Here is a 21,407-nt window from a genome sequence, read left to right as displayed (position 1 = left end):
GCCGGGCACACCGGTGGGTACCGGCGCCGGTGGCAGACTGACCACATGACCGCCACGACACGCGCTTCCGCTCCCCTGCCTGCCGTGAGTCCGGTCGAGGAGCCCGCCGAGCTGCCCGAGGACCGCTTCGCCGACCGCGAGGTCTCCTGGTTGGCCTTCAACGAACGCGTCCTGCAGATGGCCGAGGACCCCGACGTCCACCTGCTGGAGCGGGCCCGCTTCCTCTCCATCTTCGCGAACAACCTCGACGAGTTCTTCATGGTCCGCGTCGCGGGCCTGAAGCGCCGCATCGCCACCGGGCTGGCCGTCACCGCCGCCAGCGGCCTCGAACCGCGCGAGGTCCTCGACGCGATCGCCGTGCGCGCCCACGAACTCACCGAACGGCACGCCGCCGCGTTCCTCGGCTCGGTGCGTCCGGCGCTGGCCGAGGCCGGCATCACGATCGTGCGCTGGGACGAACTCGCCCCCGGTGAGCAGGTGCGCCTGCACGGGTTCTTCCGGGACATGGTGTTCCCGGTCCTGACCCCGCTGGCCGTCGACCCGGCCCACCCCTTCCCCTACATCTCGGGTCTCTCCCTGAACCTCGCCGTCGTCGTGCGCAACCCGACGACGGACAAGGAGCACTTCGCCCGGGTGAAGGTGCCGCCGCTGCTGCCGCGGTTCGTCGCGGTGGAACCGGCCGAGGGCGAGGACCCGCGCGCGGCGCGGTTCGTCCCGCTCGAGGACGTCGTCGGCGTCCACCTCGACCAGTTGTTCCCCGGCATGGAGGTCGTGCAGCACCACACCTTCCGGGTCACCCGCAACGAGGACCTCGAGGTCGAGGAGGACGACGCGGAGAACCTGCTGCAGGCCCTGGAGAAGGAGCTCCTGCGCCGCCGGTTCGGGCCCGCCGTCCGCCTCGAGGTGGCCTCCGACATCGACCAGAAGGTCCGCGAACTGCTGGTGCGCGAACTCGGCGTCACCGAGCAGGAGGTCTACGAACTCCCGGAACCCCTCGACCTGCGCGGGCTCGGCGACATCGCCGACATCGACCGCCCGGAGCTGAAGTTCCCGAAGTTCGTGGCCCGCACCCACCGCGACCTCACCGACGGTGCCGAGACGGCGAAACCCTCCGACGTGTTCGCGGCGATCCGCAACCGCGACGTCCTGCTGCACCACCCCTACGACTCGTTCTCCACCAGCGTCCAGGCGTTCCTCGAGCAGGCCGCGGCCGACCCGAAGGTCCTGGCCATCAAGCAGACGCTGTACCGCACCTCGGGCGACTCCCCCATCGTCGACGCCCTCATCGACGCCGCCGAGGCGGGCAAGCAGGTCCTCGCGCTGGTCGAGATCAAGGCCCGCTTCGACGAGCAGGCGAACATCACCTGGGCCCGCAAGCTCGAACAGGCCGGGGTGCACGTCGTCTACGGCCTCGTCGGGCTGAAGACCCACGCCAAGCTCAGCCTCGTCGTGCGCCAGGAACAGGGCGGGCTGCGTCGCTACTGCCACATCGGGACGGGGAACTACAACCCCAAGACCGCGCGGATGTACGAGGACATGGGTCTGCTCACCGACGACCCGCAGGTCGGCGAGGACCTGACCCGGTTGTTCAACCAGCTCTCCGGCTACGCCCCGAAGACGGCCTACAAGCGCCTGCTCGTCGCCCCGCGCTCGCTGCGCACCGGGCTGGTCGACCGCGTCGACCGCGAGATCGAGAACCACCGCCAGGGCCTGCCCTCGGGGGTCCGGATCAAGGTGAACTCGATCGTCGACGAGGGGATCATCGACGCCCTCTACCGGGCCTCGAACGCCGGGGTCCCCGTCGACGTCAGCGTCCGCGGGATCTGCGCGCTCAGACCGGGAGTTCCCGGCCTCAGCGAGAACATCCGGGTCCGCAGCATCCTGGGGCGTTTCCTCGAGCACAGCAGGCTCTTCTGGTTCGCCTCCGGCGGCGATCCCGTCGTCATGATCGGCAGCGCGGACATGATGCACCGCAACCTGGACCGCCGTGTGGAGGCCGTCGTGCGCCTGAGCGACCCGCGCCACGTGCGCGAGGTCTCGCAGGTGCTCGACGACTGCATGGCCGACACGACGAGTTCCTGGCACCTCGGTCCGGACGGGACGTGGACGCGTCACCACCGCGACGCCGACGGCAACCCGCTCACGGACCTGCAGGAACACATCATCGCCACCCGCCCGGGTCGGCGTCCGAGCACCCGCCGCCGACGGTGACCCCGCCGACCGCGGCCTCGGAACGCGACCCGCAGGTGGACGTCGAGGCCGCGGGGTGCGTCGTCGTGCGCACCGGTGAGCAGGGGGTCGAGGTGCTGCTGGTGCACCGTCCGACCACGGCTGTCCGCGCGGCCGACTGGTCCTGGCCCAAGGGCAAGCTCGAGCCCGGTGAGCACGCCGCCGTCGCGGCGGTCCGCGAGACCGCCGAGGAGAGCGGCGTGCGGGTGCACCTCGGGAACCCGTTGCCCGAGCAGCGGTACGAGGTCGCCGGGGGCCTGCGCAAACGGGTCCGCTACTGGCTGGCCCGCCCCGCGGCGCCGGCCGACCCGGCCGTGGTCGAGGCCGCCGACCCCGACGAGATCGACGACTCCGCCTGGGTCTCCCCGGCCCGGGCGCGGGACCTGCTGAGCTACCCCGCCGACGTGGAGCTCCTCGACGTGGCCCTGCCCGGGGACGCCCTCCCCCGGCCCACGTGGCCGCTCGCCGTGGTCCGGCACGCGCGGGCGGTGAAGCGCACCGACTGGGACGGCTCCGAGGACGAACGCCCGTTGCTGGACCGCGGGCACGCCCAGTCCCGCGAGCTCGCCCCGCTGCTGGCCTGCTTCGACCTGCACCACCTCGTCACCTCGCCGTGGGCCCGCTGCGTGCAGACCCTGCTGCCGGCGGCGGAACTGCTAGACCTCCCCCTCACCGAGGAGGACGCGATCACCGAGGACGGTCACGACCTCGACCCGGCGGGCGCGCGGAAGCTCGTCGGCGAACTCCTCGCCGAGGGTTCCGGGGTCGTGCTCTGCTCGCACGGGCCGGTCCTGCCGACCCTGCAGTCGGTCGTCGGCGAGCACGCCGGGGACCCCGTCCTGCGGGAGCGGATCGAGGAGCGGCTGGGCAAGGGTGACGTCGTGATCGCCCACCTGGTCCAGCGCGGTTCGACCGCCCGGGTGGTCGCCGTCGAGCGTCACGGGGTCTGAACGGGGCGGACCGGCCGGCAACCCCGTGACGGGGCTGTGACCTGCAGCAACGGTCTCCCCCCGTTCGGGGCGGTTCACCGGCCGGACGCCCGTCCGTCGAAGATCGTCCGGCGACCGGACGGGTGCGGTTCACCGTCCGTTCACCTGCACCGAGCAACCCCGTCACCTGCCCTGCCTACCGTCCGGAACGAACCGGGGCGCGATCCGCCACGGTCAACCGTGGCCGGGGGTACCGGCCGTGACGATCCTCGAAAGGGACCGGACTGTGACGTTCTGGAAGACCTCCCGCCTCTTCGGCATCGCTGCTGTTGGTGTTCTCGCCCTCGCCGGATGCGGCTCCGACGACAACACCAACACCGGCTCGCCGGCAGCCGGCGCCAGCTCTTCGTCGGCCTCCGCCGCCGCCATCGACTGCAAGCCCGGCACCCTGAACGGTGAGGGTTCGAGCGCGCAGAAGAACGCCATCGACCAGGTCATCCAGGCCGGCTACCAGTCGCAGTGCACCGACGCGACCATCAACTACAACGCGACCGGTTCCGGCGCCGGCCGCAAGCAGTTCACCTCCGGCCAGGTCGACTGGGCCGGTTCCGACGCCGCCCTCAAGCCCGAGGAGCAGACCGCGGCCACCGCGCGCTGCCAGAACAACCCGGCGTGGGACCTGCCCATGGTCGCCGGCCCCATCGCGATCGCCTACAACGTCGAGGGCGTCAAGGACCTGGTCCTCAACGCCGAGGTGTCCGCCAAGATCTTCTCCGGCGCCATCACCACCTGGAACGACCCGGCCATCGCCGCGCTGAACCCGAAGGCCACCCTGCCGAGCACCGCCATCAGCGTGTTCTTCCGCACCGGCACCTCGGGCACCACCGAGAACTTCACCAAGTACCTGCACGCCGCCGCTCCCGACGCGTGGACCGCGGAGGGCAACCAGGAGTGGTCCGGCAAGGGCGAGGGCCGCGAGGGCTCCGCCGGTGTCGCGCAGGCCGTCGCCGGCGCCCCCGGTGCCATCACCTACGTCGAGTGGTCCTTCGCGCAGGACAACAAGCTCTCCGTCGCCCAGATCGACAACGGTTCGGGCGCCGTCGAGCTGTCCGGCGAATCGGCCGGCAAGACCGTCGCCACCGCCACCCAGGTCGGCACCGGCAACGACCTGTCGCTGAAGATCGACTACGCGACCAAGGAAGCCGGCGCGTACCCGATCGTCCTCGTCACCTACGAGATCGTCTGCTCCAAGGGTCTGGACGCGGACAAGACCGCTCTGCTGAAGTCCTTCCTCACGTACTACGCCGAGGACGACACCCAGGCCGGCCTCGCCGACATCGGCTACGCGCCGCTCCCGGCCGAGGTCTCCGCCAAGGTCCGCACCGCGATCGCGGCCATCGCCTGACCTGATCGTCGAACGGGGGCGGACACCAGCACGAACGGTGTCCGCCCCTGCCCGTACGACCGACCCGCACCACACATCCCCTTCGCACAGTGCAGGAGCACGATGTCCTCGATCACCGGCCGCTCGGCCGTCGAGCAGGGCCCAGGCCCCTCGGGTGACGCAGCTCGGGGCCGGCGACGCCTCGGTGACACCCTCTTCGGCGGCGGAGCCGGTCTGGCCGGCATCATCGTCATCGCCATCGTCGCCTTCACCGGGATCTTCCTGGCCATCAGCGCCGTCCCGTCCGTGCTGGACGACAAGGTCAACTTCCTGACCTCCACCGAGTGGTCGGCCGAGGCGGGGAACCTGCGCTTCGGCATCCTGCAGATCCTCTGGACGACGGTCTCGATCTCCGTCATCGCGATGATCATCGCCGTCCCGCTGGGCGTCGCGAACGCGCTCTTCCTGACCCAGTACGCGCCGAAGTGGCTGGCCCGCCCCGCGGCGAGCGTCATCGACCTGCTGGCCGCGATCCCCTCGATCGTCTACGGCCTCTGGGGCATCCAGATCTTCGCCCCGCACGTGACGGGTCTGCAGACCTTCCTCAACGACGCCCTCGGCTGGTTCCCGCTCTTCGGCGGACCGGTCAGCACCGGCACGGTCTTCATCGCCGGCATCGTCCTGGCCGTCATGGTCCTGCCGATCATCACCGCGATGTCCCGCGAGGTGTTCGCGCAGACCCCCGCGGCGAACAAGGAGGGCGCGCTCGCCCTCGGCGCCACGAAGTGGGAGATGATCCGGACCTCCGTGCTGCCCTTCGGCCGCGCCGGTGTCATCTCCGCCTCGATGCTGGGTCTGGGCCGCGCGCTGGGCGAGACGATCGCCATCACGATCATCGTCTCCAGCGTCTCCCCCGGCACCGACTTCTTCGGCTCCTGGCTCCAGGGTGGTGAGACCTTCGCCTCGAAGATCGCCAACAACGCCGCGGAGTTCAACAACCCCGAGTCGACGGGCGCCTACATCGCCGCCGGCCTGGTCCTCTTCATCCTGACCTTCGTGGTCAACGCCATCGCCCGCGTGATCATCAACCGCCGGAAGGCCTTCGTATGAGCGCCGTCGACACCGCCCCGGCCCAGGAGCTCCCGGCCGCGCTGGAGGACTCCCGCGGTCAGACCGGGCGCAAGGTCCGCAACGCCCTGGCGACGACGGTCATGGTGCTGGCCTTCGTCATCGCCGTCATCCCGCTGGTCTGGATCCTCTGGACCGTCATCCAGAAGGGCGCCGGGCTGCTGCCCGACTCCTCCTGGTGGCTCAACTCCCAGCGCGGGATCACCCCGCGCATCGCCGGTGGTGGCGCCTACCACGCGATCGTCGGCACCCTGCTCGAAGCGCTGGCCACGGCGGTCATCGCCGTCCCGCTCGGCATCATGGCCGCGATCCTGCTGGTCGAGTACGGCGCGAGCCGCATCGCCCGCGTCGTGAGCTTCACCGTCGACATCCTCTCGGGGCTGCCCTCGATCGTCGCGGCGCTCTTCATCTACGCCTTCTGGATCACCACCCTGGGCTTCTCCCGCTCCGGTTTCGCGGTGTCTCTGGCCCTGGTGCTGCTCATGGTGCCGGTCGTGGTCCGCTCCACCGAGGAGATGCTGAAGCTCGTCCCCAACGAGCTCCGCGAGGCCTCCTACGCCCTGGGCGTGCCGAAGTGGAAGACCATCGTGCGGATCGTCCTGCCGACGGCCTTCTCGGGGATCCTCACCGGTGTCCTGCTCGGTCTGGCCCGCGTCATGGGTGAGACCGCTCCGCTGCTGATCCTGGTCGGCTACTCGCAGTCGATCAACACCAACCTCTTCAGCGGCAACATGGCGGCCCTCCCGCTCATGATCAACAACGACCGTCAGCAGGCACTGGCTCCCGCGGTGGAGCGGGTCTGGGCGGCTGCCCTCACACTGGTGCTCATCGTGCTGGTGCTCAACATCGCCGGTCGGGCCATCGCCCGCTTCAGCTCGCTCAAGAAGTAGGAGAACCCGTCATGGCCAAGCGCATCGACGTCAAGGACCTCAACGTCTACTACGGCAACTTCAAGGCCGTCGAGGACGTCTCGATGACCGTGGAGCCCCGCTCCGTGACGGCCTTCATCGGCCCCTCCGGCTGCGGGAAGTCGACCTTCCTCCGCACGCTCAACCGCATGCACGAGGTCATCCCCGGCGGTCGCGTCGAGGGCAGCGTCATGCTCGACGACGACGACCTCTACGGTTCCAAGATCGACCCGGTGAACGTCCGCCGCACCGTCGGCATGGTCTTCCAGCGGCCCAACCCGTTCCCGACCATGTCGATCTTCGACAACGTCGCGGCCGGCATGCGCCTCAACGGCGTCCGCAGCAAGAAGGTCCTCACCGAGGCCGTCGAGACCTCGCTGCGCGGGGCGAACCTGTGGAACGAGGTCAAGGACCGTCTCGACAAGCCCGGCGCCGGCCTCTCCGGTGGCCAGCAGCAGCGCCTTTGCATCGCCCGCGCCATCGCGGTGAAGCCGCAGGTGCTGCTGATGGACGAGCCGTGCTCCGCGCTCGACCCGATCTCGACGCTCGCCATCGAGGACCTGATCGGTGAGCTGAAGAGCTCCTTCACCATCGTCATCGTCACGCACAACATGCAGCAGGCGGCCCGCGTCAGCGACAAGACGGCGTTCTTCAACCTCGCCGCCACGGGCAAGCCCGGCCGCCTGATCGAGATCGACGACACCGCGACGATCTTCAGCAACCCGACGCAGAAGGCGACCGAGGACTACATCTCGGGCCGCTTCGGCTGAGTCCCCGCCACCCACTTCTGGGGAGTTCTCCACCCTTCCGCCCGTCGGGAAGGGTGGAGAGCTCCCCAGAAGTCGTCACAGGAAGAGGTGCAGGACGAAGTAGAGGGCCGCGGCGAAGAGGCCGGCGGCCGGCAGGGTCAGCACCCAGGCGGCGACCATCGAACGCGCCACGCCCCAGCGCACGGCGGAGAGCCGCTTCGTGGCCCCCACGCCCATGATCGCGGACGAGATGGTGTGGGTGGTGGAGACGGGGGCGTGGAACTGCAGGGCCGCGACGTAGAGCACCACGGCCGACACCGCCTCGGCGGCGAACCCGCGGGCGGGGTCGAGGTGGATGATCCGGCGCCCCAGCGTCCGCATGATCCGCCACCCGCCCGAGTAGGTGCCGGCGCTGATCGCGAGCGCCGCGGAGAGCTTCACCCAGACGGGGATGCTCGTCCCGGAGTGGAAGCCGCCCGCCACGAGGGCCAGGACGATGACGCCCATGGTCTTCTGCGCGTCCTGCAGCCCGTGTCCGAGGGACATGGCGGCGGCCGAGACGGTCTGGGCGATGCGGAAGCGCCGGTGGGTCGGAGCGGGCGCCTTGTGCCGCACGATCCACAGGATCGCCACCATGACGAGGTAGCCGAGGACGAACCCGGACAGCGGTGAGACCACCATCGGGACGACGACCTTGTCGAGGACGACGCTCCACTCGATGGTCGAGCTGGACGCGATCCCCGCCCCGGCGAGGGCGCCGATGAGGGCGTGCGAGCTCGAGGACGGCAGCCCGAGGCGCCAGGTGATGAGGTTCCAGGCGATGGCACCGAGCAGGGCGGCCAGGACCACGGTCATGCCGTGGATGCCGAGGTCCACCTTGACGATGTTCGAGCCGATCGTCTCGGCGACGCCGGTGCCGAGGAAGGCCCCGATGAGGTTGAAGACCGCGGCCATCCCCAGCGCGATGCGGGGGGTGAGCGCCCGGGTGGAGACGGACGTCGCGATCGCGTTGGCGGCGTCGTGGAAGCCGTTGGTGAAGTCGAAGCTGAGGGCGACGACGATCACGACGAGGACGAGGGCGAGCTCCACCGGTTCAGGATTCCTTGACGGCGATCGTCTCGACCGTGTGCGCGACGTGCTCGAACGCGTCCGCGGCCTCCTCGAGCGTCTCGATGATCTCCTTGTGCTTCATGATCGCGATGGCGTCGTAGCCGCCGTCGAAGAGCGTCGCGACGAGGCGGCGGTGGATCTGGTCCGCCTGGTTCTCGAGGCGGTTGATCTCGACCCAGTAGTCGGAGAGGTCCGAGAGCGAGCGCAGGCGGGGCATCGCCTCGGCGGTCAGCTCGGCCTGGCGGGTGAGGACCTGGACGATCTCGCTCACGCCGGGGAGCATCTCGCCGACCTTGTAGAGCACCATCAGGTCGACCGCGGCCTGCATGAGGTCGAGGCAGTCGTCCAGGCGCGAGGTCAGCTGGTAGATGTCCTCGCGGTCGAAGGGGGTGACGAACGAGGAGTTCACCCGCCGCAGGACCGCGTGGGCCGATTCGTCGCCGCGGTGCTCGATCTCCTCCATGAGGGCGCCGAGCTCGACGCGACGGGCCTGGTCGCTGCCGATCGCCTCGGTGAGGACGGTGGTGGCCTCAACGAGGATCTTGCCGGTACCGGCGAACAGCTCGAAGAACGAGTTGTCCTGGGGGGTCAGTCGGAAACGCACGTCCATGCTCCGGGAAGGCTCGGTTCGTCGGGGGAGGTGTCTCCCGACCCGATCCGCGACTCTAGGCGAGGCGGGTGGCGGGGGCCGACAGCACCCGCTCACTTCCTACCCGGCGGAGCCGCCCTCGACACCCAGGACGCGGTCCAGCTCGACCTCGGGCAGCGGCCCGTCGCTCTCGGACGCGGCGACGACGACGTCGGTGTAGAGCTCGATCTCCTCCGCCAGCACGACGTCGGCGAGGGGAGCGCTGGGGCCACCAGGACCGACCCCGGGGACCTGGTCTGGTGACGAGTCGAAGTCGTCACCCGGCTGCGGATCGAGCGAGTGCGTCATGGTGAGGCCACCGTACGCCGACTGGCACCCCGACGGGGGGCAGTCGGGAAGCATCACCCCGACGGCTGCGTCGCCGAGCCCGTCGCCGAGCCCGAGGACGAGGACGAGCCGGAGGCGGTGGGGATCGGGACGCTCAGGGCGGGCCGGTCCTCGTCGCTCAGCACGGTCCGCTGCAGGTTGACCTCGGCCAGGCCCAGCCCGCCGACGGTCACCTCGTCGTAGGCGAGCAGCCTGCCCGCGTCCGGTCCGGTCCTGCCGAAGTAGAGCAGCGTGGCCGACAGCGGCAGCGGTGCGCCGTCGGCGAGGCGGTTCAGGCCGGCGGAGGTGACCCCGGCCCCGCCGGTGGTCCCCTCGACCATGATCCGGGTACCGGAGGAGTCCAGCGTCACCGACCGCTTGTGCAGGTGTCCTGCGAGGACGAGCGGGACCCGGCCGTAGAGGGGCTGCAGACCGCTGGGGTCGTGGACGAGGGCGATGTCGACGGGGTCGTCGGCGTGGGCGTCGTCCCAGGTCTCGATGCCCGCCGCGAGGGTCTCGTTGGCGCTCTCCTGGACCTGCTCGGCGCTGCCGGTGGCGGCCGCGCCCTCGCCGTCGGGGGTGAAGACGGGGTCCCCCTGGCCCGCGAGGACCAGCCCGGCGACCTCCGTCGTCGCGCCCTGGTCGAGGACGATCGCGCCCTGGGCGGCGACCTGGGCCTGGGTGTCGGTGGAGTCGTGGTTGCCGCGCACCCAGACGTAGGGGACGCCGATGCCGCCGATGCGGCCCAGGAAGCTCGCCTCCGCCCCGGTGCCCCAGGTGGTGGTGTCGCCGGTGTCGACGACGGCGTCGACCCCGAACTGCTTCACGAGGTTGTCGGTGAGGTCGTAGCCGAGGGGGTTGAGGTGCAGGTCGGAGATGTGCAGGACGGTGGTGACGTTCTCCCCCAGCCCCGTGGACCCGCTCTGCTCGTCGCCGAGGACCGGCAGGTTGGCCGCCGCGGCGTAGAGCGTGGAGACGCTGCGGACGATGTCGGACAGACCGCTGCGGTAGCTCTCGAGGCGGTCCAGGGCGTTCTGCGTGCTCGAGACCACGTAGGGCGCGCGGGAGAGCAGACCGGTGAACCGGGGCTGGCGCAACGCGCCGGCGTCGAAGGTGAGGGCGGTCCCCGCGCCGGCGGCGACGACGACGACGAGCAGGGCCGCGCCGGTCTGCAGGGTCCGACGTCGGCCGCGGTAGACCACGACGGCGGCCAGCACCGCTCCCCCGAACCCGCAGGCGAGGCTGTAGGCGGCGGCGCGGACCACCGCGGAGCGCACGGTGTCGGCGGCGGTGAGCTCGAGCGCGAGCAGCTGCTGGGGTGAGCGGACGAGGCGGGCGGCGGCGTCGACGTCGACGCTCTCGATGTTGGCGGTGACGATGATCGGCGCCCGGTGGGTGTCGAAGGTGACCTTCCCGACGGGCGGCAGGTCGACCTCGACCCCCGGGCTGAGGCTGGGCCGCACGCGGACCTCGGTCTGCAGCGGGCCGACGTAGGTGCTGGAGCCGGGGGCGAGGGCGAAACCGATCGCGGCCCCCACGCCCGCGACGACCAGGATGCCGAACCAGGGGAGGACGTGCCGGCGCGCGAAGCGGGGTGCCCGACGGGCCCAGAAGCCGCGCCAGGCCGCACCCCACCGCTCGGGCAGGCGCGGGACGAGGGGGCGCGAGGGTCGGCGGATCCAGGGAGACATCACGTCGATCTTCGCGCAGCGCCGGCGCGCACGCCGCCTCGGCGGCGTGGCCGGTCCCCGGCGGGACCCCCGGGAGACGGGGCGGGCGACGGATGCCGTTGCGTCGCAGCTGCTCCGGGAGCCCGCGACCCAGGGTGCAGACCGGCGTGGCGGCCACCGCGATCCGAGCTGACGCACAGTGACCGCGGTCTCGTGCACCGGCGACGAGACGGTGGGGTCGTGGGCGCGGCCGCGACGGTCAGGCGTGCGTTCCCGTCGGTCGCCGGCCGTCGAGCGAGGTGCGCACCCACGCGATCGCGGGTTCCGAGAGCGGGTCCACGTCGACGAGGTCCCGCACCCACGTGTCGAAGCGTTCCCGGACGTCGTGCACCACCGAGCGCGCCGTGCGCGCGGTCAGCCGCCAGGAGCGACCCTCGGCGACGAGGTCCTCCAGCCCGACCGCGGGCAGTTCGAACTCGCCGTTGACGCTCAACGCCAGGCGGGTCCGCCCGTACTGGGCGTGCGGGGAGACGTCGTAGCTGGGCGCGAGCCCCACCCGACCGTCGGTGGAGTGCACGAGCGAGATGTTCTTCGCGTGCGCGTCGGTGTTGCCGAGCAGGACGTTGAGCGTGGTCAGCCTCAGGAGCTCGCTCGCGTCCCCACCGTTGTCGAGGAGCGACGACCCGATGGAGCGGAGGTTCGCCGCGGGCCGGTGCCACCCGAACTTCGCCTCGATGTCGTCGCTGCTGAGGCCGAGCGCCTGGGCGGCGTCCTCCTGGTGCACCCGGGTCACGACACCGGGATCGGCTGCGTCCACCGACCGGTCGAACCGGGGTACGACGAGTGCGGCCGACCCGTCGAAGGGCTCCACGTGGGAGACCGCCGAGCGGAGCCCGACCGCCCGGGCCGCGAGGGAACCGAGCGCCTCGTCGTGGACGAGGGCGGGACGCTCCGGCAGCTGGGGTTTGAGGATGTGGGTGCTCGGCGCCCCGGCTCGTGGCACGAACCAGCGCCCGGCCACCAGGGTGAGCGCCGCCTTCGGTTGGACGCCGGGCAGGGAGGAGTCACCCACCCCCACGTGGTCGTCGCTGCGGGTGCGCTCGAGGTGTTCCCGCACGGCCCCCGGGTCCGGCAGGAGGTCGAGACGTCCCTCTCCCGGCGGGTGCCCCGCGAGGGTGAAGGTGGCCGCTCCCGGAACGTCACCGCCTGCGCTCGCGAGGAGGGCCAGGACGTCGGAGCTGTTCGCACCGGCGCGCCGGGCCAGCCGAGATCGGGAGCTCGTCCCGACCTCCGGGAGGAGACCCCCGAGCCAGGCCCGGACGAGAGCCGCGGGCGGGTGCACCGTCGGCGGTTGGGCGTCGAGCCGGACCGAGAGCACGGGTGCGCCGAGCGGTCGACGGTCGAGGAGGTCCGCCGACCAGGTGAGCCGCAGTCGAGCGCCGGCGTCGTCGACCCGGGCGACGAGGTCGCCGTGCAACCGGACGTCGAGGGTCGTCACCGCGGCGCGTGACCGCTGAGGGAGGCGCCCAGGGCAGAGGCCACGAGGAACAGGCGGGACAGCGTCACGTTCGTCCGACCCCGTTCGAGTTCGGAGATGTAGCGCTGGGAGACACCGGTCCGCTCCGAGAGCTGGTCCTGGGTCAACCCGGCCTGCAGACGCAGCCCGCGCAACCACCGGCCGACCTGGGCGCCCGTGGTGAAGGTGACCCCGTCGGCCCCCGGGGACGACACGGCGTCGGTCATGCGCACGACCCTTCATGACACTGGTGGATATCCGCAGTCATCCGCCAGGGTAATGCACGGCGGTCAGCGGGCGTCGTACTCCGCCTGGGCGACGCCGACCCGGGGCGCCGAGGCCTCGAGCAGGTCGGCGAGCGCGCGCAGCTTCTCGGCCACCTGCGCACCCATCGGGGTGAGTTCGTACTCGACGCGCGGCGGGATCGCGGTGACGACCTCGCGGGTGACCATCCCGTCGCGTTCCAGTGTCTGCAGGGTCTGCGCCAGCATCTTCTCGCTGACCCCGTCCACCTTGCGGCGCAACGCGTTGAAGCGGAAGGACCCCTCCCCCAGGGCGATCAGGACGAGCGAGGGCCAGCGGCCGGTGACGTCCTCGAAGGCCGCGCGCGACGTGCACCCGCGGGCGAACACGTCGACGACGAACTCCTGGGTGGGCCCTGCGCTCATGGTCCGAGGATACGCCCGGCACCGCGGGAATGCCTGGCACTGTGGAATAGTTAGTGCCATCGACAACGCAGTGCCCCATCCGGAGGAGAACCCCATGTCCACGACCTACGCAGTCACCGCCGCCAGCGGCAAGCTCGGCCGCCTCGCCGTCGAGGCGCTGCTCGCGCAGGGCGTCCCCGCCGACGACGTCGTCGCGGTCGTCCGCACCCCCGCGAAGGTCGCCGACCTCGCCGCCCGTGGTGTCGTCGTCCGCGCCGGCGACTACGCCGACCGCGCCTCCCTGGACGCAGCGCTCGTCGGCGTCGACCGCCTGCTGTTCGTCTCCGGCAGCGAACCCGGCGCGCGGATCGCCCAGCACACCAACGTCGTCGAGGCCGCGAAGACCGCCGGCGTGAGCCGGATCGCCTACACCTCGATCCTGCGCGCCGACACCTCCACGAGCCCGCTGGCCCCCGACCACCGGGCCACCGAGGACCTGCTGTCGGGCGCCGGCGTCCCCTTCACGGTGCTACGCAACTCCTGGTACCTCGAGAACTACACCGAGCAGCTCGGTCAGTACCTCGCCGCCGGGGCCGTGCTCGGCTCCACCCACGGTGGACGGGTCAGCGCCGCCGCCCGTGCCGACTACGCCGAGGCCGCCGTCGCCGCCCTCCTGGCCGAGGACCCCGCGCAGGTCTACGAGCTCGCCGGGGACAGCTTCGACTTCGCCGAACTGGCCGCCACGATCACCGAGGTCACCAGCACCACGGTCGTCTCCACCGACGTCTCCACGGAGGAGCACGTCGCCGCGCTGCAGGGCTTCGGCCTCGACGCCGGCACCGCCGGGTTCGTCGCTGCGCTCGACACCTCCATCGCGCAGGGCCAGCTCGCCACCGACCGCACCGACCTGGTGGAACTCACCGGACGCCCGGCCACCACGCTGGCCGAGGCCGTCCGGGCCGCTCGGGCCTGAGCCCGGGGCGGTAGTCGTGGCAGCATCACGGGCGTGCCCCGGCTCCCGCGACTGCCCCTGACCGCGGTCCTCCCACCGCCCCCGTCCGCGGGGGTGGTGGGCGACCCCGGGGTCTGCGTCCCCGGGGGCGAGTTCCAGCGGGTCAGCGCCGAACGGGGCGTCGTCCTCGGCGGACCGGCGGCGATCCTGCTCCAGGTCGCGCACCCCCTCGTCGCCGAAGGCGTCGCGGTGCACAGCGACTACACCTCCGGTCCGGCGCACCGGCTGCTGGGCACGTTGCAGGCCGCGCTGACCATCGCCTTCGGGGACACCGAGCAGGCGCACGCGATCGCCCGCCACGTCGGCGCGCAGCACGCCCGGGTCCGCGGGACCACCCGCACCGACGCCCCCGGCACCCCGGCCGGGACCCCCTACCGCGCCAACGACCCCGACCTCGCGCTCTGGGTCCACGCGACGCTGGTGTGGACCGCCCGACGCGTCGCGGAACGCTACGTCGGTCTCGTCCTCACCCCCGAGCAGCGCGAACGGCACTGGCAGGAGTCGAAACCGTTCGCGCGCCTCTTCGCCGTCCCCGAACGCGCTCTGCCCGGCAGCGTCGCGGAGTTCGACGCCTACGTCGAGCGGACCGTCGCGGGACTGGTCGTGACCGACGCGGCCCGGCGGGTGGCGGGCGACGTCCTCACCCAGCGGACCACTCCCCCGTTGCCCGGCGTGGCGGCGCTGGCCCGCAGCATCACGGCCGACCTGCTGCCGCTGCGGCTGGCCGTCGACTACGGCATAGCCCCGACGCGGGGACGACGCACCGCCGCCGGCCTCCTCCGCACCGGGTTGCGAGCCGCGAGACCCGTGCTGCCGCAACGCCTCGCCGAGTGGCCGCACGCCGAGGTGTCCCGGCGACGCGTCCGGGCGTCGCCCTCCCGGACGTCCGCCGGACCCGGCGGGACCGCGGGATGACCGTGCAGTCGGGACAGCGTGCCAGCCGGAGTGGTCGAGGGTCTCGATGCGGATGCCTCACCGTGCTCCCACGCGTCGTCGCAGTTCACGGGGAACCACGCCTGCAGCCTCTCCAGGGCGCTCGGCAGGTTTCCGCTTCCTCCGGCTGACACGATCGACTACCCGGAGGCTCGCCGGTTGACCAGGGCCAGCAGCCGATCGAGCTCGCCGCGCTCGTGGGCCGAGAGAGGTGCGAGGAACTCCTCCTGCAGGGCTGACAGCGATTCGTCGAGGCGGGACAGGAGTTCCTGGCCCGGCGACGTGATCTCGAGTCGGTTCCTCCGCGAGTCCGCCGGGTCGGGGGCCCGGAGGATGAACCCGTCGCGTTCGAGCCGGGCCGCTTCTTCCGACACGCTCCTGCGATCCATGCCCAGCCGCCGCCCGAGGTCCGCTTGACTCGAAGGACCGAACTCCTCGATGACGGCGAGGATGCCGAACGCCGCCTTGGTCGCCCCGAGACGGGTCACGCGCCGACCCGCCAGCTCGCCGGCCTGAGCGGCAGCCAGGGTGACCGCGTGACTCGTCAGTGCGCGCAGTCGCCGGGGGGATTCCCGTGGGTCCATGGACGTGACCCTAGACGAGCAGACCCCTCGATGTTACGTTGAGAACGCAACGTTGTGTACGCAACGTTGTCGAGCCGAACGGAAGGCCCCCCATGGAGAGCACCGCAGCCCTGGTCATCCCGCGGATCTTCGCCGCGATCGACGATCGCCGATTCGCTGACTTGAATGCCCTCTACGCCGAGGACGTCCACGCGACGACCGCGGTCGGACACCTCTCCGGCCGCGCACAACTGGTGTCGACCCTGCAGGCCATCCACGAACCGATCCCGGTCCTCCAGCACCTCGTCACCGGGGTCATCGTCGACGAGGACGGCGACGACGCCGACGCCGACGTGAGGGCGAACGTCACAGCGTTCTTCGGCGACGACCAGCACCAGCCGATCCTCGAAGGATCCAGCATCTGGCGAGGCCGCCTGCGCCGCTCGAACGGCCACTGGCAGATCGCCCAGGTCGACATCGAGTCGGTGTGGAACCGAGGCCGGATGCCCGGAGCATGACGAGCCCCCGTCCAGGATCACCTCACCGACCACCACCGGCTCTCCGGATCTGTTCTCGAGGGCGGCGGGAAAGTCGCTGTCCGCCGGACGCGGCAGCTCCTAGGGTGACCGCGTGGCCGTCATCGTGAGCGTCAACGTCGGTCGGCGGCGACCCGTCGCGGCGAAGTCGGGGACCAGCGGCATCGACAAGCGCCCGGTCGTCGGCCCGGTAGCGGTGCGAGCGCCCGGACCCGAGGGGGAAGGTGGTAGCGGCCTGGTCGGTGATCACATCAGCGACACCGCGAACCACGGTGGCGACCACCAGGCCGTCTACGCCTACGCCCGCGAGGACCTGGACCGGTGGGAGGGCGAACTGGGCCGCCCGCTCTCCAACGGCGTCTTCGGGGAGAACCTCACCACCTCGGGGTTGGCCGTGAACGAAGCGGTCATCGGCGAACGGTGGTCCATCGGTGAGGTGGTCCTGCAGGTCTCCTGCCCGCGGATCCCGTGCGTGACGTTCGCGGTGTGGTTGGGCGAGCAGCGGTGGTTGCCGCGATTCACCCGAGCGCGTGTTCCCGGGGCCTACCTGAGGGTGCTGACGCCGGGAACGCTCAGCCCCGGCATGCAGGTCAGGGTTCTGGACGTGCCGGCGCACGGGGTGAGCGTGGCGACGGCCTTCGCCGCGTTCACCACGCAGCCGGATCTGTTGCCGCTGCTGAGCGGCGTCCCGGAGCTGCCGCCGGAGGATTCCGAGGCAGTCGCTCGTCGCCTCGGTCAGCGCTGAGAGGCGCTCGGTGAGCAGTCATCGGGCCAGGCGAGCGCTGCTCGGGTGACGGCCACATCGAGAGACGATCGTGAACTCGAGTCGCTCCGAGGCTGCTGCGCTGCTGCGGGAGGACCGCGCGTCGCGCACCGCATCACAACCCTGAAGCCGCGGGTGGAGGCCTGGCGGCAGGGCCGCCGGCTACCGACGTTGTCGGCGATGCCGAATCAGGTCGCGGACGCGAACGGCAACGGTGGCGACTCCAGCCACCACCACGATCAGACCGAGGACGAGGTCCACAGCACTGGACGTGGACAGGCTTCGCAAGCCTTGAACGATGATCAACAGGGCCAGAAGGCCGAGGAGCCAGGTACGCCTGCGGTTGCCCGACCGGGCAGCGCGATCATCGCCTTCGACCACCACGTGAGGATGACACGTGGGCCTCGCCCCTCCTTCGGGATCGGACAGATCTTCCGCGGATCGCCGGACGAGTGAAGTCATCAGTCGTCAGCGACAACGCGCACACCTCGGGACGACCGTGCGCCCGAGCGCACCTCGCCCTGACCGGGACAGCTCCCGGGACGTCAGGAGGTCGGTGCTACGGCGCCGTTCTGGGCGTGTGAGGCGGCCGGTGCGTTCATGGACTCCCACGGCCCACCCAGCAGTGGAGTGAGCACGACGAGGAGGTAGGCGATGCCGACGCTGTAGAGGGTGGGTCGCAGGCCGAGGTGGTCGACGGCGAAGCCCGCTGCGAGGGAGCCCAGCGGCATCCCGGCCCAGGCGCCGGCTCCGATGACTCCGTAGACCCGGGCCCGCATCCCCGGTGGTACACGTTCGAGTTCGATGATGCCGATGATGGGGTTGATGGCTCCTGCGGCCAGACCGCTGAGGGCGGTCACGGCCACGATGGCCGGCAGCGGGAGACCGGTGGCCAGGGCCAGGTGCGGTGGTGCACCGGCCAGGACGAACGCGGTGACGAAGGTGGCTCGCCGGGGTAGACGGTGACCGATGGCGCCGAAGAGCAGGGAGCCGATGAGGGCGCCGCCACCCATCGTCCCCACGATCAGGCCGAAGGCGACGGAACCGCCCAGGTCGCGTTGGGCGGTGACCGGTAGGAGCACGCTGGACTTGGCCGCGTCGAAGAGGTTGGTGACCAGGACGAGCCCGACGACGCTGCGCAGCAGACGTTCTCGCCACAAGAAGCTGACGCCTTCGCGCAGTTCACGCCAGTACCCGGCTCGCGGTCCGTCCGCGGGGGTCGCGGTCGTGGAGGTGGTGCTGTCCGGTTCCTCGAGCTCGGCACTCGGCGAGGTCGGCGGAGTCGATGCGGTCGGTTCAGAGCCGTCGTCCGGTCGCGCGGCGGGACCGGCCCACGTCTGAGGTCGACCGGCTGGGACGAGGGAGAGCACCACGACGGCCGCTGCGACGAACGTCGCGGCGTCCCACGCCAGCACGTTCAGCGCCCCGACGGCGGCCACGAGCAGTCCGGCGAGCGGAGCACCGACCAGGCGGGCGCCGCGTTCGGTGGCTTCCATCCAGCCCACCGCCCGTTCCAACGGCACTGCGGCGGCGGTCGCGGCTTCGGGCAGCAGTGCTCGGCGGGCGGTCTGGCCGGGGGTGTCGAGCAGGCCGGTGGCGAAGACCAGCACCAGCAGTGCCCAGAACGGCAGCCCGGAGCTGTGGTGCAGGAGGGGTACGGCAGCGATCGTGACGGCACCGACGAGGTCGGCGACGACGCTGGTTCGGCGGTACCCGGCGCGGTCCACGAGCACCCCGCCCAAAGCTCCGCCGAGGATCACCGGGACGGTGGCGACGGCACCGGTCAGGCCGGTCAACGCGGCTGAACCGGTCTGGGCCAGGACGTAGAGCGGTAGCGCGATGAGCGTGAGCATGTTGCCGGTCAGGGAGATGGCGTGGGCGGTGAGCAGGCCGGTCAGGGGTCTGCGTGATCGCCGGACGGTGGTGGTCACGGTGATCACACGGAGGGGTCCCATTCTGCGAGCCGATCGAAGATGCGTCGGTCGCCTTCCGCGGCCAACGACTCGAGAGGGATGCGGTCGTAGAAGAAGAGGACCAGGTCGCTGGCCGAGCCCGTGGCTGAGGCGTCGGCCGGGTCGGTGTCGGGCCCGGTGGCTGAGGTGAGCTGGGCGGCTCGGGCGCCGTGGCGGGAGAGCCGCAGGCGCCAGGAACGGCCCTCGGTGGCGTGGTAGTCGACGACGGCGGGTTCGTGGGGCCAGGCGATCGTGGTGGCGCAGAGGGTGAACTGGCAGTCGTCGAAGCCGTCGAGGGCGACCTCTTCAGGGATTCGCTGCGGTGCACCAGTGGTGAGCTGGGCGTCGTGGGTGAAGACCGCGATCTCGCAGACCTGTCGCCGCGCCCAGGCCCCGGACGTCTGCGGCGAGGGTGAGTCGTCCCACCAGGTCCAGCACGCGCGGTCCGGCCCGGCCTCCCGCAAGACGTTCGTCAGGTGCTCGACGGACTCGGTCCACCAGTCCAGCAGGGCACCGCGTTCTCGCGGCGCACCTGCGCCGTCGTCCCACGCCGACGTCGGCGGAGGTCCGTCCGCGGGTCCCGCGGCGACGACAGCGGCAGTCTTCCGGCGACCCGTCCCCGCGTGCTGCACGAGGTCGGACAACGTCCGCCCGGGATGAGTCGGCACCGGCAGGTCGAGGTCGGGCGCCGCGGCCACCGCGGCAGCGAAGGCGGACGATCGCTCGTCGATGAGCCGCAGGTGGTCAGCGAACGTGAGGTGGACGAGGGGCACAGTTGTGAAGCTAACCCTTCAGGTCTGGATGTCAAGGGGCTCCTTCACATATGTTGGCGGGGTGGAGCGACCAGAGATGAACTTCGGTGTCCGCCTCACCGACCCCTCGGTCCTGCGGGCCCTGGGACATCCGGCGCGACTGCGGATCCTCGACGTCCTGGCCGAACGCGGTGGGGCTACGGCCACGCAGTGCGCCGAGGTCGTCGACCTCAGTCCGAGCGCCTGCTCGTGGCACCTGCGTCAGCTGGCCGCGGCCGGGTTGGTCCGTGACGCAGGCCGGCGTGGTGGCGAAAGTCCCAGCGGCGGTCGCAGTGGTGGTGACGGACGGGAGCGGGTGTGGGAGGCCACCGTCCCGGCGTGGCAGGTCGACATGGCGACCATCGACGCGGACCCCACCGAGGCCCAGGCTCTGGACATGGCGGTCACCCAGGCGCTGCTGCAAGCCGCGGATGCTGCGGTGGAAGGGTTCATCGTCCGTGCAGCGCAGGACCAGGAACCACAGCCGTGGCGTGAGGCCAGCCTGGTCAGCAACTCCACCTTGCGGTTGTCGGCGCAGGAGCTGAGCGAGGTGGTGCACCAGGTCATGCTGTTGCTGGATCCCTACCGGTTGCGCAACCGTCCTGAGCCCGGCCCAGAGGACCGGACGGTGCAGGCGGCGCTGCGTTTCGTGCCCATCGCCGCCCCCACCGAGAACGCCTCGGAGTAGCTGCACGCGGCCCTCGTGGTGGCGGTTCTCCTGCTGCTCCGGACGTTGCGGCCATCGACAGGAGCGCGACGTCACCGGCAACCGGCCGGAGAGCGGGAGACCGTGAAGCCGCCGGGAGGAACGAGTCGAGGGGCCTGTCGCGTCTCCTGATCTCCTGCCGGTGCGTCAGTCACGATCGACGGCGTGACCGACGCCGAGCTCAGGTGATGAGACCACCACCTCCCCCTCAGTGCCCTCCGCGCGGCCACAGCGGTCACCGGCTCGAGGGTTCGCCGCAGCGATCCGGGAGACGCTGCTGGTCGTCGTGGCGCTGGTGGTCTCCCTGGTTGGTCAAGACCTTTCTGCTGCAGGCGTTCTTCATCCCCTCGGAGTCCATGGAGGACACCCTCCTCAAGGGCGACCGGGTCATCGTCAGCAAGCTGACCCCTGGTCCCTTCGACCTGCACCGCGGGGAGGTCATCGTCTTCGCCGATCCCGGCCACTGGCTGCGGGAGAGCGTCCCGACCCGGCGCGGGCCCTTCGGGAGCGCCGTCGCCGGCGCGCTGACCTTCGCCGGGTTGCTGCCGGAGGATTCCGACGATCACCTGATCAAGCGGGTCATCGGCCTGCCCGGAGATCACGTCGTGTGCACCGACGCGCAGGACCCGGTGAGCGTCGACGGGGTTGCGGTGGACGAGTCGGCCTACCTGAAGCCGGGTGCTGCACCCTGCGGGACGGCGTTCGACGTCACGGTCCCTGCGCAGCGGTTGTGGGTGATGGGAGACAACCGTGACCACTCGGGGGATTCCCGCTGCCACCCGGATGCGCCCTACGGCGGTTTCGTTCCCGTGGACCTGGTCACGGGGCGGGCGTACGCGGTGGTGTGGCCGTTCTCGCGGTGGGCGTGGTGGGGAACTCCCGGTGACTTCGACTCCGTGACCGGTTCGTCGGGAGTTTCTTGAGCT

23 protein-coding genes are annotated in these 21,407 nt (G+C 71.2%); 13 read left to right on the top strand and 10 right to left on the bottom strand.

What is annotated here, in order from left to right; translation table 11 throughout:
- Positions 1–45 precede the first annotated feature (45 nt).
- From ACFQ46_RS18650 to pstB, 6 genes are all read left to right on the top strand, one after another.
- On the top strand, positions 46–2,211 hold the full coding sequence (locus tag ACFQ46_RS18650) for an RNA degradosome polyphosphate kinase (protein ID WP_380260850.1): 2,166 nt from the start codon (positions 46–48) through the stop codon (positions 2,209–2,211).
- The gene (locus ACFQ46_RS18645) at positions 2,208–3,179 is read left to right on the top strand and encodes an NUDIX domain-containing protein (RefSeq protein WP_380260849.1); all 972 of its coding nucleotides are present in this window, start codon (positions 2,208–2,210) and stop codon (positions 3,177–3,179) included. The genes ACFQ46_RS18650 and ACFQ46_RS18645 overlap by 4 nt, the downstream gene beginning before the upstream one ends.
- Before the next feature lie 265 nt (positions 3,180–3,444).
- On the top strand, positions 3,445–4,563 hold the full coding sequence (gene pstS / locus ACFQ46_RS18640; protein WP_380260848.1) for a phosphate ABC transporter substrate-binding protein PstS: 1,119 nt from the start codon (positions 3,445–3,447) through the stop codon (positions 4,561–4,563).
- 102 nt (positions 4,564–4,665) lie between these two features.
- Positions 4,666–5,652 carry a phosphate ABC transporter permease subunit PstC gene (gene pstC / locus ACFQ46_RS18635; RefSeq protein WP_380260847.1) on the top strand — a complete coding sequence of 329 codons (987 nt, stop codon included), beginning with the start codon at positions 4,666–4,668 and terminating at the stop codon, positions 5,650–5,652.
- Positions 5,649–6,560, top strand: a complete 912-nt coding sequence (pstA, locus tag ACFQ46_RS18630; protein ID WP_328292801.1) for a phosphate ABC transporter permease PstA — start codon at positions 5,649–5,651, stop codon at positions 6,558–6,560. The genes pstC and pstA overlap by 4 nt, the downstream gene beginning before the upstream one ends.
- Before the next feature lie 11 nt (positions 6,561–6,571).
- The gene (pstB, locus tag ACFQ46_RS18625; RefSeq protein ID WP_380260846.1) at positions 6,572–7,348 is read left to right on the top strand and encodes a phosphate ABC transporter ATP-binding protein PstB; all 777 of its coding nucleotides are present in this window, start codon (positions 6,572–6,574) and stop codon (positions 7,346–7,348) included.
- Positions 7,349–7,423: 75 nt separating this feature from the next.
- Here the strand turns inward: pstB and ACFQ46_RS18620 are convergent, their stop codons facing one another.
- From ACFQ46_RS18620 to ACFQ46_RS18590, 7 genes are all read right to left on the bottom strand, one after another.
- Positions 7,424–8,416 (bottom strand): anion permease, encoded by a 993-nt coding sequence (locus tag ACFQ46_RS18620; protein WP_380260845.1) that lies wholly within the window; start codon positions 8,414–8,416, stop codon positions 7,424–7,426.
- Between the two features lie 4 nt (positions 8,417–8,420).
- The gene (locus ACFQ46_RS18615) at positions 8,421–9,041 is read right to left on the bottom strand and encodes a DUF47 family protein (protein ID WP_328292804.1); all 621 of its coding nucleotides are present in this window, start codon (positions 9,039–9,041) and stop codon (positions 8,421–8,423) included.
- A 105-nt stretch (positions 9,042–9,146) separates the two neighbouring features.
- Positions 9,147–9,374, bottom strand: coding sequence for a hypothetical protein (locus tag ACFQ46_RS18610; protein WP_380260844.1), 228 nt, complete (start codon positions 9,372–9,374; stop codon positions 9,147–9,149).
- 53 nt (positions 9,375–9,427) lie between these two features.
- Positions 9,428–11,083, bottom strand: a complete 1,656-nt coding sequence (locus tag ACFQ46_RS18605; RefSeq protein ID WP_380260843.1) for a metallophosphoesterase — start codon at positions 11,081–11,083, stop codon at positions 9,428–9,430.
- A 238-nt stretch (positions 11,084–11,321) separates the two neighbouring features.
- Positions 11,322–12,560, bottom strand: coding sequence for a type II toxin-antitoxin system HipA family toxin (locus ACFQ46_RS18600; RefSeq protein WP_380260842.1), 1,239 nt, complete (start codon positions 12,558–12,560; stop codon positions 11,322–11,324).
- Complete coding sequence (locus ACFQ46_RS18595; protein WP_380260841.1) at positions 12,557–12,805, bottom strand: helix-turn-helix domain-containing protein; 249 nt, start codon at positions 12,803–12,805, stop codon at positions 12,557–12,559. Before ACFQ46_RS18595 ends, ACFQ46_RS18600 begins: the two co-directional genes overlap by 4 nt.
- A gap of 63 nt (positions 12,806–12,868) precedes the next feature.
- Positions 12,869–13,246 (bottom strand): winged helix-turn-helix transcriptional regulator, encoded by a 378-nt coding sequence (locus ACFQ46_RS18590; protein ID WP_380260840.1) that lies wholly within the window; start codon positions 13,244–13,246, stop codon positions 12,869–12,871.
- Positions 13,247–13,340: 94 nt separating this feature from the next.
- Between ACFQ46_RS18590 and ACFQ46_RS18585 the strand changes: the two genes are divergently transcribed.
- Both ACFQ46_RS18585 and ACFQ46_RS18580 read left to right on the top strand, forming a co-directional pair.
- Positions 13,341–14,198 carry an NAD(P)H-binding protein gene (locus tag ACFQ46_RS18585; protein WP_380260839.1) on the top strand — a complete coding sequence of 286 codons (858 nt, stop codon included), beginning with the start codon at positions 13,341–13,343 and terminating at the stop codon, positions 14,196–14,198.
- A gap of 33 nt (positions 14,199–14,231) precedes the next feature.
- Positions 14,232–15,152: an oxygenase MpaB family protein gene (locus ACFQ46_RS18580; RefSeq protein WP_380260838.1), complete on the top strand. Its 921-nt coding sequence runs from the start codon at positions 14,232–14,234 to the stop codon at positions 15,150–15,152.
- A gap of 158 nt (positions 15,153–15,310) precedes the next feature.
- Here the strand turns inward: ACFQ46_RS18580 and ACFQ46_RS18575 are convergent, their stop codons facing one another.
- Positions 15,311–15,754, bottom strand: coding sequence for a MarR family winged helix-turn-helix transcriptional regulator (locus tag ACFQ46_RS18575; protein ID WP_380260837.1), 444 nt, complete (start codon positions 15,752–15,754; stop codon positions 15,311–15,313).
- A 92-nt stretch (positions 15,755–15,846) separates the two neighbouring features.
- Between ACFQ46_RS18575 and ACFQ46_RS18570 the strand changes: the two genes are divergently transcribed.
- The 3 genes from ACFQ46_RS18570 (at position 15,847) to ACFQ46_RS18560 (ending at position 17,488) form a co-directional block, all read left to right on the top strand.
- On the top strand, positions 15,847–16,251 hold the full coding sequence (locus ACFQ46_RS18570) for a nuclear transport factor 2 family protein (protein ID WP_380260836.1): 405 nt from the start codon (positions 15,847–15,849) through the stop codon (positions 16,249–16,251).
- A 112-nt stretch (positions 16,252–16,363) separates the two neighbouring features.
- Positions 16,364–17,014: an MOSC domain-containing protein gene (locus ACFQ46_RS18565; RefSeq protein ID WP_380260835.1), complete on the top strand. Its 651-nt coding sequence runs from the start codon at positions 16,364–16,366 to the stop codon at positions 17,012–17,014.
- 153 nt (positions 17,015–17,167) lie between these two features.
- On the top strand, positions 17,168–17,488 hold the full coding sequence (locus tag ACFQ46_RS18560) for a hypothetical protein (RefSeq protein ID WP_380260834.1): 321 nt from the start codon (positions 17,168–17,170) through the stop codon (positions 17,486–17,488).
- Positions 17,489–17,577: 89 nt separating this feature from the next.
- Here ACFQ46_RS18560 and ACFQ46_RS18555 read toward each other — a convergent pair whose 3' ends face one another.
- Both ACFQ46_RS18555 and ACFQ46_RS18550 read right to left on the bottom strand, forming a co-directional pair.
- Positions 17,578–18,963 (bottom strand): MFS transporter, encoded by a 1,386-nt coding sequence (locus ACFQ46_RS18555; RefSeq protein WP_380260833.1) that lies wholly within the window; start codon positions 18,961–18,963, stop codon positions 17,578–17,580.
- 5 nt (positions 18,964–18,968) lie between these two features.
- The gene (locus ACFQ46_RS18550) at positions 18,969–19,757 is read right to left on the bottom strand and encodes a maleylpyruvate isomerase N-terminal domain-containing protein (RefSeq protein WP_380260832.1); all 789 of its coding nucleotides are present in this window, start codon (positions 19,755–19,757) and stop codon (positions 18,969–18,971) included.
- A 61-nt stretch (positions 19,758–19,818) separates the two neighbouring features.
- Between ACFQ46_RS18550 and ACFQ46_RS18545 the strand changes: the two genes are divergently transcribed.
- Both ACFQ46_RS18545 and lepB read left to right on the top strand, forming a co-directional pair.
- Positions 19,819–20,463, top strand: coding sequence for an ArsR/SmtB family transcription factor (locus ACFQ46_RS18545; protein ID WP_380260831.1), 645 nt, complete (start codon positions 19,819–19,821; stop codon positions 20,461–20,463).
- 326 nt (positions 20,464–20,789) lie between these two features.
- Entirely contained in the window at positions 20,790–21,404 is a 615-nt protein-coding gene (gene lepB, locus ACFQ46_RS18540) for a signal peptidase I (RefSeq protein WP_380260830.1), read from the top strand.
- Positions 21,405–21,407: the final 3 nt, after the last annotated feature.

The organism is Kineococcus sp. GCM10028916 (assembly GCF_042674865.1).
Classification (GTDB): domain Bacteria; phylum Actinomycetota; class Actinomycetes; order Actinomycetales; family Kineococcaceae; genus Kineococcus.
The sequence above is the reverse complement of the archived record's forward strand: the minus strand, read 5'-3'. Positions and strand labels throughout refer to the sequence as shown.